10 protein-coding genes are annotated in these 10,742 nt (G+C 52.6%); all 10 read left to right on the top strand.

Translation table 11 applies throughout. The annotated features are described in order from the left end of the window. Nucleotides 1-380: 380 nt before the first annotated feature. The 10 genes from cpaB (at nucleotide 381) to KO503_RS02130 (ending at nucleotide 10,648) form a co-directional block, all read left to right on the top strand. Complete coding sequence (gene cpaB, locus KO503_RS02175) at nucleotides 381-1,229, top strand: Flp pilus assembly protein CpaB (RefSeq protein WP_215989954.1); 849 nt, start codon at nucleotides 381-383, stop codon at nucleotides 1,227-1,229. A gap of 265 nt (nucleotides 1,230-1,494) precedes the next feature. Then, nucleotides 1,495-2,907: a type II and III secretion system protein family protein gene (locus KO503_RS02170; RefSeq protein ID WP_215989953.1), complete on the top strand. Its 1,413-nt coding sequence runs from the start codon at nucleotides 1,495-1,497 to the stop codon at nucleotides 2,905-2,907. 4 nt (nucleotides 2,908-2,911) lie between these two features. Next, nucleotides 2,912-3,571, top strand: coding sequence for an OmpA family protein (locus tag KO503_RS02165; RefSeq protein WP_215989952.1), 660 nt, complete (start codon nucleotides 2,912-2,914; stop codon nucleotides 3,569-3,571). A gap of 194 nt (nucleotides 3,572-3,765) precedes the next feature. Then, nucleotides 3,766-5,013: an AAA family ATPase gene (locus KO503_RS02160; protein WP_215989951.1), complete on the top strand. Its 1,248-nt coding sequence runs from the start codon at nucleotides 3,766-3,768 to the stop codon at nucleotides 5,011-5,013. Between the two features lie 35 nt (nucleotides 5,014-5,048). Beyond that, on the top strand, nucleotides 5,049-6,509 hold the full coding sequence (locus KO503_RS02155; RefSeq protein ID WP_215989950.1) for a CpaF family protein: 1,461 nt from the start codon (nucleotides 5,049-5,051) through the stop codon (nucleotides 6,507-6,509). A 14-nt stretch (nucleotides 6,510-6,523) separates the two neighbouring features. After that, complete coding sequence (locus KO503_RS02150; protein ID WP_215989949.1) at nucleotides 6,524-7,492, top strand: type II secretion system F family protein; 969 nt, start codon at nucleotides 6,524-6,526, stop codon at nucleotides 7,490-7,492. 18 nt (nucleotides 7,493-7,510) lie between these two features. Beyond that, the gene (locus KO503_RS02145) at nucleotides 7,511-8,494 is read left to right on the top strand and encodes a type II secretion system F family protein (protein WP_215989948.1); all 984 of its coding nucleotides are present in this window, start codon (nucleotides 7,511-7,513) and stop codon (nucleotides 8,492-8,494) included. Between the two features lie 74 nt (nucleotides 8,495-8,568). Further along, entirely contained in the window at nucleotides 8,569-9,171 is a 603-nt protein-coding gene (locus tag KO503_RS02140) for a tetratricopeptide repeat protein (protein WP_215989947.1), read from the top strand. Between the two features lie 125 nt (nucleotides 9,172-9,296). Next, the gene (locus KO503_RS02135; protein ID WP_215989946.1) at nucleotides 9,297-10,154 is read left to right on the top strand and encodes a tetratricopeptide repeat protein; all 858 of its coding nucleotides are present in this window, start codon (nucleotides 9,297-9,299) and stop codon (nucleotides 10,152-10,154) included. Then, on the top strand, nucleotides 10,154-10,648 hold the full coding sequence (locus KO503_RS02130; protein WP_215989945.1) for a prepilin peptidase: 495 nt from the start codon (nucleotides 10,154-10,156) through the stop codon (nucleotides 10,646-10,648). Before KO503_RS02135 ends, KO503_RS02130 begins: the two co-directional genes overlap by 1 nt. Nucleotides 10,649-10,742: the final 94 nt, after the last annotated feature.

Below are 10,742 nucleotides of genomic sequence, written 5' to 3'. Positions count from 1 at the left end.
TTTGACCTCAGCCATCGTGGGCCTCGGTGTTGCAGTTCTCGCAACTGTATCCAGCGGTACAAAAGATCTGGGTAGCAAGATCTCTTCAAACCTCGCAAGCCGCACAGTTGTTGAATAAGCACATTTGAGCATAAATGCTCTTTAGACCGCGCCTCTTGGGTGCGGTCTTTTCCGTTTTGGCGCAAAGCGTCAAAGAGCAGATCATACTTCAGTCTGCACGCGCCACGAAGACAATAAACGCAAGACAGCGCTTTGTTACGGATAAGCGCAAAATCCCAGCTATTGACGCGCGAAAACCACGAATTCGCCACATTCAACAGTCATTTTCGAACAGTGAGCAGAAGGCCCAAATCAAGGGTCAGAGGCAAGAGGATGTGAAGATGCGTATTATATTTGGATTGGTTTTGGTGGTTGGGATGGCCCTCGCGGGCTTTGCTGTTCACATAACGAAAGGTTACCTCTCGACCTATCAAGCGGACTTGGCTCGCGAAAAAGCGTTGCGCCAGAATATCGTGAAAACGGAAGAGATTTACATCGTGACAGCGAAAGTTGCTTACGGTGATCCCATTCTACCAGAGGCCGTGACGCTGGCGAAATGGCCAGTAGACTTCATGCCCGAAGGTGTGTTTCGCACCGAAGACGAATTATTCCCACAAGGCGCCGATGTGCCTCGGATTGCCCTGCGTGCGATTGAACCAATGGAGCCGCTCTTGGGCATCAAGGTCACAGAACCCGGTGCCGATGCCGGCGTGGCCGCGCGACTGAGCAAAGGTATGCGCGCCTTCGCCATTCGCGTCGATGTGTCGACAGGTGTGTCTGGTTTCTTGCGCCCAGGCGATAAAGTTGACGTCTATTGGACGGGTAATCTGCCAGGTCAGAAAAACGGTGAAGTCACCAAATTGATCGAATCCTCTGTGCCGCTTGTGGCGATTGACCAAATGGCCGACGGTGAGCGGTCCTCGCCCACCATCGCACGCACTGTGACCGTAGAAATCACACCGCAACAGGTTGCCGCATTGGCGCAGGCGCAATCCTCTGGTCGCTTATCCTTGTCCCTTGTTGGCCGCGACGACGATACAGTGATCGGTGGCGTTGAGATCGACCAAAAGACATTGCTGGGGATCGAAGCTGCGGCACAAATTGTCGCCGCCCCCGAAGAACGCATCTGCACGGTCCGGACGCGCAAAGGGGCAGAGATCATCGAAATGCCGATCCCCTGTAGCCAATAAAGCACAGAAAAACGTCACAGCACCACGCATGAGGCGACGCATCGCAAAATTTCAAACAGGCGGCATTCAGTAAAAGGTGCCGCCTTTTTCAATGACTTGTCGGCAAAACCCAGTCATGACCTAGAGGCAACCTGTGACTTGTCCACATCACCAAAGCCTGCCAAGCGATTGATTCTTGCAAACAAACCGCTTTTCGGCCATGGTACCCGCAATCGGGTCGTTAGAACCCAATCCTAGAGGCGTGATCATTTCAGAGGCAGGTCACATGAAAATGATGAGTATACTTAAGGCAGCCCTATTGGGGTGCGCCGTTGCGAACATGGTGCCACAGGTGGCATTTGCAGATAAACTTCGGGTTATGACAGGATCGCCTTCTGGCGCTCTGAACGTCCCGATGAACCGTGCTGTGGTCGTCGAAAGTGACGAACCCTTTGCGGAAATTTCGGTGGCCAACGCCGAGATCGCAGATATTTCGACATTGTCCGACAGGTCAATTTATGTGCTTGGGCGCTCTCCTGGTCTAACAACAATGACGCTTTTGGCACCGGACGGATCTTTGATCACCAACGTCCAAATTCAGGTCACGCCAGATATTTCAGAATTCAAAGAACGCTTGCGCCAGATCATGCCCAATGAGGCGATCGAAGTGCGCACGGCCAATGATGGCATTGTTTTGTCAGGCGTGGTCAAATCGGTCACCTCGATGGAACGCGCGGTTGAACTGGCCAATCGTTATGCGCCGGATCGTGTATCCAACTTGCTGAACATCGGCGGCACCCAACAAGTGATGTTGAAAGTGCGCTTTGCAGAAATGTCGCGCTCAGTTTCGAAAAACCTGTCTGGCTCTTTGGCTTTCGCGGGCAATGTCGGAACAAACGGCAACTGGACCGGCTCTGAAACCGGTAGTTTTCTAAGCGACGACAACGGGGTGACCACTGCGCTCACCGCAAAAGATGACTCATTGGGCGCGTTGAAACTTGGGGCATCGATTGGCGGCACCGAGATTGCTGTCTTGCTCGAAGCGATGGAAAACAAAGGCATCGTACGCACACTCGCCGAACCCAACCTGACAGCTCTGTCAGGCCAGCAAGCCAAATTCCTTGCGGGTGGCGAATACCCTATTCCTGTTGCCGGCGAAAACGGCATCACCATTCAGTACAAACCTTTCGGTGTTGAACTCGACTTTACCCCGCGCGTTGTGAACGGCGATCAGATCAACTTGGAACTGAAAGCCGCTGTGTCTGGCATCGACACAACCGTGAACTACAACCTCGAGGGATTTTCGGTCAGCTCGTTCACACGTCGAGAAACATCGACAACTGTGGAAATGCGTGACGGCGAAAGCTTTGCCATCGCGGGCTTGTTGCAAGACGATTTCCAAGATCTTGCCGGCCAAGTGCCATGGTTGGGTGACATCCCCGTATTGGGCGCCCTGTTCCGGTCAACCGATTACTCGCGTGACCAATCCGAACTTGTGATCATCGTTACGCCGCATCTGGTCACACCGACCAATGGTCTGGCTTTGGCCTTGCCAACAGATCGCGTGAAAATTCCAACGGAATCTGAATTGTTCTTATTTGGTAAAACTTATGGCGGCACTGAGCGCCCGAAAACAGGTGCTGCGGCTGAAGTCGCCAAGCAAGACTTTTCTGGTTCTTACGGCTATGTGATGGAGTAAGATCATGCGCGCAAATATCAAAATGACCCTGGCTGCGACAAGTCTTTTAGCTCTCTCTGCTTGCTCTGACTCTCCTGTCTTTGCGTCTTGGACACAAGAGGCTGGCGGATATTTGGACAATGGCACATTTGGCAATGCGACGATGCACAATACACTGATTCAAAACGGTGAATTGTCTTACGCTATCAGCATGAATGAACGTTTTGCGGCCGAAGTTGACACCACAGTGAACTTTGAATTCAATTCTGCGATCTTGGATGGACCTGCCCGCGAAACGATCAAACGACAAGCCGCATATATCGCGCAATTCCCCGAAGTGCGCTTCCGCGTCTTTGGTCACACCGATTTGGTTGGCTCTGATGCCTCCAACAAAGCGCTTGGGATGCGTCGCGCCCGTGCTGTTGTGAATGAAATGATACGTCACGGGATCTCAAGATCACGCGTCGAAGCGGTTATTTCTGAGGGCGAAACACAGCCTTTGGTCGCCACACAAGCACCAGAGCGCCGCAATCGTCGCACTGTGACCGAAGTGTCCGGCTTTGTTCAGAGTGCTCCACTTATCATGGACAGCCGTTACGCCGACATCATTCACCGCGAATATATTGAAAGTGCGACAGCGCCCTCTGCTCTTGTAGAATATGGCGTTTCTCAGATCGCCGAATAGAAACCGTCCCGAAATAGCGTATTATTATGCTATTTCGGCCCTATTGTTGCCCACATTGCCCGTCACCTTAAGCCTAATAGGAGCAATTCGTTCGACAGTGAGTCGGGCGACATGCGCCAAGGACCAAGGGGCGGGCTTTGTTATGCAAGCAAACCTTTTTGGCTTTGGCGCTCCAAGGTGAAAAGGACGCGGCAATGACGAGTGAAACTGCATTGCATACTGAACAAGACCAATTGGTTGCGTGTACAATCTCACGCGATGTTCAGAATTTCGACCTGTTGGTCGAAGACATGGAGACCGAACTGGGAGAATCCTGGGGCGATCTTAATTTTGAGGATGCGCGGCAGTTTTTCCGGCAACCTGAATCAGGCGCATTAAAATTTGTCGCCGTCGCCATTGATAAAGAAGACGAAGGTATGCTTGCCATCGTTGCGGATTTGATCAAGTCAGCTAAGGCGCAGAATGTTAAGGTCATTTTGATTGCAGATGCAGTCAGCCCAATGGCACTGCACCATTTATTGCAGCTTGGCGCCGAAGACTTTATCCCCTACCCTTTGCCCGAAAACGCATTGTCAGAGGCCATCGCGCGCCTTGACGCACCGCGCAAGGTGCAGGCTGCGGATTTCATCGAACAAGGTGCGCCCAAAAAACGCTCTGCCAATGGTGTGGTCTTGCCGGTTCAATCCGTTTCGGGCGGCGCAGGGGCGACGACTTTGGCGGTGAATTTGGCCTGGGAACTTGCCCACGTTGAGAAAGCCGAACCACAGCCGCGTGTGTTGTTGATGGATTTGAACCTGCAATTCGGGTCGGTTTCGACCTATCTTGATTTACCGCGCCGCGAAGCGGTTTATGAGCTCTTGTCCTCGACAGAACATATGGATGACGAAGCGTTCAAATCAGCCCTGACCAACTTCAACGATTCAATTTCGGTCCTCACAGCACCAACGGATTTGCTGCCACTTGATTTCATCGAGTCAGAGGATTTGGAACGCATCATGGAAATGGCGCGTCATCATTTTGATTATGTGATCATCGACATGCCATCGACCTTTGTAACGTGGTCAGAAGTGATTTTGAACCAAGCCGACATCATCTTTGCGCCTTTCGAGCTGGATATGCGGTCTGCGCAAAACATATTACGTCTCAGATCCGCCTTGCGGGCCGAAGACCTGCCGTTTGAAAAGTATCGCTTTTTGTTGAACCGCGCCCCCAAAGGCATGGACCTATCAGCAAAATCACGGATCAAACGCATGTCGGAAAGTTTGGAAATCGCCATCGAGGTGCAACTTCCAGATGGCGGCAAAGCCGTGCTGCAATCGAATGACCAAGGGCTACCTCTGGCGATCGACGCAGGTAAAAACCCGCTGTGCAAAGAGATCCAAAAGCTCGCCGCATCGATACACGTACGCCAAAGCGAAGCAATGAGCGCAGCAGCACAATAAGACCTCGTGAGGGGATTCAGGTTTAGGGGAATTACATGTTTTCGAGATACAAAAAGACAGACACAAAACAAGCGCGCGCCGTCAAAGCTGCGCCAGCCTCAGACGCGCCTGCGTCCAAAGCTCCCCAAGCTGCTGCCCCTGCACCCAAGCCAAAAGCGACGGTACAGCGTCGTGACATTCAGCGCACAGAAGTGATCGTGCCTGAGGAAAAAGACCGCAAACGCAAGGAACGCATTTCCGACATCAAAGTGTCGATGCACCAACGCTTGCTGGAAGACTTGAACTTGGCCGCGCTGGAAAGTGCGCCGGAAAAAGAGTTAAAGCTAGAGATTGCCGCCATTACCACCGAATTCCTCAATGAGGAAGGTATGGTTCTCAACCGCGACGAGCGGATGGTCTTGAACCAAGATTTATACGATGAAGTCAAAGGCTTGGGGCCGCTTGAAACCCTGCTCAAAGACGACACTGTGAACGATATTCTGGTCAACGGTCCGAACCAGATATTCGTGGAACGCGACGGTAAATTGATGCTGTCGGATGTGACGTTCAAAAACGAAAAACACCTGTTGCGTATCATCGATAAAATCGTGTCCGCCGTTGGGCGCCGCGTCGATGAATCCAACCCTTACGTCGATGCACGTCTCGCCGATGGCTCACGCTTCAACGCCATGGTGCCGCCAGTTGCGGTGGATGGGTCTTTGGTGTCCATTCGTAAATTTAAAAAAGAAAAGCTGGCGATTGACGATCTGGTCAATTTTGGGGCTTTCACCGAAGAAATGGCTGCCTATTTGCAAGCTGCCGTGTCCACGCGTCTGAACGTCATCGTATCGGGGGGTACGGGCTCTGGTAAAACAACCACGCTCAATGCGCTGTCATCTTTCATCGCCGATGACGAGCGTATCCTAACCATTGAGGACACGGCCGAGCTTCAACTGCAACAGACTCATGTGGGCCGGATGGAATCCCGTCCCGCCAACGTTGAGGGCAAAGGCGCTGTGACCCAGCGCGATTGTTTGCGCAACGCTTTGCGGATGCGTCCTGACCGCATCATCGTGGGGGAAACCCGCGGCGAAGAGGTGATCGACATGCTGCAAGCGATGAACACCGGTCACGACGGATCAATGACCACAATTCACGCCAACTCGGCGCGCGATGGTGTGTCTCGTCTGGAAAACATGGTCGCCATGGCCGGGATCGAAATGCCCCTCAAAGCGGTGCGCAGCCAGATTTCAAGTGCGGTGAACCTGATTGTGCAGGCCTCGCGTTTGCAAGACGGGTCGCGTCGCATGGTCTCGATCACAGAAGTCACTGGCATGGAAGGCGACGTCATTTCGATGCAAGAAGTCTTTCGCTACCAACGCACTGGCCTGACTCCTGACAATAAAATCATCGGTCACTTCACAGCGACCGGCGTGCGCAGCCACTTTTCCGAGCGGTTCAAAATGTGGGGCTATGATTTGCCACCATCATTGTTCGAACCCACGAAACCGCAGTAAGGACACGAACCGCTATGGCCATTTCAACTGATCTTATCATCTATATCGTCGTCTTTATTGCCGTGCTTTTGCTGGTCGAAGGCATTTATCTGACGGTGTTCGGCAAATCCATTTCGCTCAACAGCCGCGTGAACCGCCGCTTTGAAATGCTGGAAAAGGGGGGCAACCGCGAAGAGGTGCTCAACCAGCTGCGCAAAGAAATGGGTCAGCACCTAAAATCACGCCAAGTGCCACTCTATTCCATTCTGGCAGAGAAAGCGCAGAAAGCGAACATCGCCTTTTCACCGGTTCAACTGATTGGAATTATGGCACTTTTGGCAATGATTTCTTTTGTTGGTTTGACGATTGGCACCGCAACATCAGCCCCATTACGCGCGGGCATCGCTTTGGGCATGGGGGTCACAGCCGTATTTGTGTGGATCAACAACAAAGCCAAAAAACGGATGTCGATGATCGAAGAGCAGCTGCCAGAAGCCGTTGAATTGATGGTGCGGTCCTTGCGTGTGGGCCACCCGTTTTCCAGTGCTTTGACCATCGTATCCAAAGAGGTCCCTGATCCGCTTGGCACCGAGATGGGCGTGATCGCTGATGAATCCGCTTACGGGCGTGATGTGGGCGAGGCGTTGAAAGACATGGCCGAACGGCTTGATATGCAAGACATGCGCTTTTTGGCCGTGGCCGTCGCGATCCAACAGCAATCAGGTGGTAACCTGGCCGAAGTTTTGGAGGGCCTGTCCAAGGTTATTCGTTCAAGGTTCAAACTGTTTCGCCGCGTGAAAGCGATCACGGCTGAATCAAAATGGTCCGGTATGTTTCTGTCCCTGTTTCCGCTTGGATGTTTGTTGGTCATCTTGGTTGGTAAACCCGATTACTACGACACCGTGAAACACACCGCCGCGTTTATTCCCGCTTGCCTTGTGGTTGCTGGCTTTCTGGTCGCCAATGTTTTCATCATGCGCTCCCTCGTCGACATCAAAGTCTAGGTAGGGAAAGGACACATCATGTTAGAGTTTTTCACAGCTATTTTTGGCGAACAGCTTGGCCCCTTTGGTCCGGTGATCATCATGGGCGTGCTTGGCATCGTTTTGATGCTATTTGCCGCCCCTGCCCTGTTGAAAAAACGCGATGATCCGCTGGATCGTTTGCGCGCGCAGGTGCGTGGCAACGCCCAAACGGCAAAGAGCAAAAACGGCAAAACAACAAAGCTGCGTCAGGCCCAAAAGAAAGACAAGCTTGAGAAATACGCAGATTTCCTAGAGCCACAAGACGAAGAAGAATATTCTGCCGTCCAGTTGAAACTGATCCAAGCGGGCTATCGCGGTAAAAACGCCGTGCGCATGTATAACTTTGCGCAGCTTGCTTTGGGCATGGGTCTGTTGGCCATCGGGGTGATTTTAGCTGTGATCAAAAGCGGCAACGCTGAGGTCACAACCCAGTCTATGGTTATGACTGTGCTGATCCCTGCTGGCATCGGCTATATGGCGCCCAAATACTGGGTTACACGCCGCGTCGAAGCCCGCAAAGAAGAAATCACCAACGGTTTTCCAGACGCGCTTGATTTGATGCTGGTCTGTGTGGAAGCGGGCCAATCGCTGGATCAATCCATCGTCCGTGTGGCACGTGAAATTCGTTCGGGTTTTCCCGCCTTGGCCGATGAGTTTGAAATCGTCAGCTATGAGATCAAAGCCGGTAAGGACAAGATCAACGTGTTGCGCGATATGTCTGAACGCGCGGGCGTGGCCGATGTGGCCTCATTCGTGACCGTGCTGATTCAATCTCAGTCCTTTGGGACCTCTATTGCCGATGCTTTGCGGATTTACGCGAGTGAGATGCGCGACAAACGGGTGATGCTTGCTGAGGAAAAGGCCAACACTTTGCCGACAAAGATGACCTTGGCGACCATGATGTTGACCGTGCCCCCGCTATTGATCATTTTGATCGGCCCATCTGTTTATGACATCTTCACCTTGTTGCAAGGGTTCTAAGCCTTTACGATATGACCTATAGGGACGGATGTTGTGCGCCCCTTATACGTTTTTAAAGTAAAGGCCCGAAAGACATGTATCCACGCCATGATCCGTCTTCCCCAAAGCTGGTACTGCGTCGGGTTGTCTTGGCGTGCTTGACCTTTGCCGCCTTGACTGGCTGTCATGATCCCAACGCATTGGCCCCGCTCAAAGAGAGTGGTGTCTATGCGCCAACAGGCATCAAAACAAATGCCGCCTCCGTAGACGGGCTGATCGTGGGCCACAGATTGATGGCATCCGGCGAATACGAACTGGCCTTGCGTGCTTACTTGCGTGCTGCTGGGGATCGCGGCCTTGATGTCGATGTTATGTCAGCCATCGGGTCGGCCAATCTTAAACTGGGGCGTTTGGGCCAAGCTGAGAAAATCCTGCGCCGCGCTGTTGAAGCGGACGAAACCTTCGTGCCTGCGTGGAACAATTTAGGCGTTGTTTTAATGGAGCAGGGCAATTACGGCGAAGCAGAGCGCGTGTTCCGCACGGCCTTCGCCCTTGATAGTGGCCAATCTGCCGAAATTCGTGACAATTTACGCTTGGCGCTCGCCAAATTGAAAAATCCTGATACAATTCTTCAAAATGAGAGTGATTTTACCTTGGTGCGTCGAGGAACAGGGGATTACCTGATCTTGGCACGCTAATCGGACCTCGGGACTAACCCGGCGGCGGTGCGCTTCAATCATACGGTCTGTGTGATTTTGGACAAACCGGATGCAAAAAGGCCGATATCTGGTGAAACGGGCAGTCAAAAGAGGTGGCAGGCACCATGCGCAAAGTGATTTTAACTTCGCTGACCCTTTCGGGCGCGATGATCTTGACCGGTTGCGGTCAATCGAATTTCGGTGACGTAAAGCGGGCGAAAACATCCGTGAACGTGATCGATGAAAACAACCTCAATGATGTGATGTTGTCGGCCGCTGATCCCAATGAATCTGTGTCCTATTTCACACGAGCCTTAGCCTCTGAGCCAAACCGTATCGATTTGATGCGCGGACTGGCCCAATCCCTGATCCGGGCGCGCAACAACACTGCAGGCGTAAAAGCGTGGAAGGGCGTTGTCCAACACCAGGACGCCACCAGTACGGACCGCGTGGATTACGCTGACGCGCTGATCCGCGCTGGCGATTGGGACGAGGCGCAAGCGCAACTGAACCTTGTTCCGCCAACGCATGAAACATACAAACGCTACCGTTTGGAAGCGATGATCGCCGACAGCAATCAAGACTGGAATAAAGCCGACAGCTTTTACGAAACAGCCGTAGGCCTGACCACAAAGCCATCGTCCGTGCTGAACAACTGGGGCTATTCCAAAATGACCCGTGGCGAGTTCACCTCGGCTGAGCGGTTGTTTGCAGAAGCAATCACCTATGACCCTGCCTTGTTCACCGCAAAAAACAATCTTGTGTTGTCACGCGGCGCTCAAGGCAAATACGAATTGCCCGTCGTCACCATGACCCAAATCGAGCGTGCGCAGCTTTTGTACACCTTGGGACTGTCTGCGGTAAAATCCGGCGATGTCACCATCGGCAAGGGGTTGATCAAAGAAGCCATCGATACCCATCCACAGCATTTTGAAACAGCTGTGCGATCTTTGCGTGCGCTTGAATCCAACGTCACGAACTGATGCTCAGCCTTGATACGACAGCGGCCTTGTGGATTTTGATTGTCACCACGCCGCTATCCTTTCTGGCCGCGTTCAATGACTTGGCGCGGATGAAATTGCCCAATGCCCTCGTGATGGCTTTGGTGGTTATCTACGTTGTGATCGGGCCGTTTTTGTTCGATTGGCCCACATACTTTTGGGGCTTTGCCCATGGCATTGTCATGTATCTATTTGGCATGTTCGCCTATGCCTTTATGGGGGTTGGCGCGGGTGACGGAAAATATGCGGCCGCGATGGCGATGTTCATTCCAACACATGATGCGCGCTTTGTGCTGCCCCTATTTTGCGCCTATTTGATCGGCGCTTTTGCCACCCATCGCCTGTTTCGTGCCATTCCTGCTGTGCGCAACTCGACGCAATCTTGGGTGTCTTGGGGGCACAAAAAATTCCCCGTTGGGCTGGCACTGGCTGGCGCTTTTACCACATATTTTGGAATCGTTGCCTTCGGCCTGTAAGCCCCGCGCAACGCTGCCCTAAACACAAAACACCGCGCCGATTGCGCGGTGTTTTGTTTAGATGTCTCATTTCATACAACCTGAGAAGACTGCG

The sequence above is a fragment of the Pacificibacter marinus genome (assembly GCF_018860505.1).
In the GTDB taxonomy this organism is placed as follows: Bacteria; Pseudomonadota; Alphaproteobacteria; order Rhodobacterales; family Rhodobacteraceae; genus Celeribacter; species Celeribacter marinus_B.
Note: the sequence above shows the minus strand (reverse complement) of the source record. Positions and strands in the feature narration are given on the sequence as shown.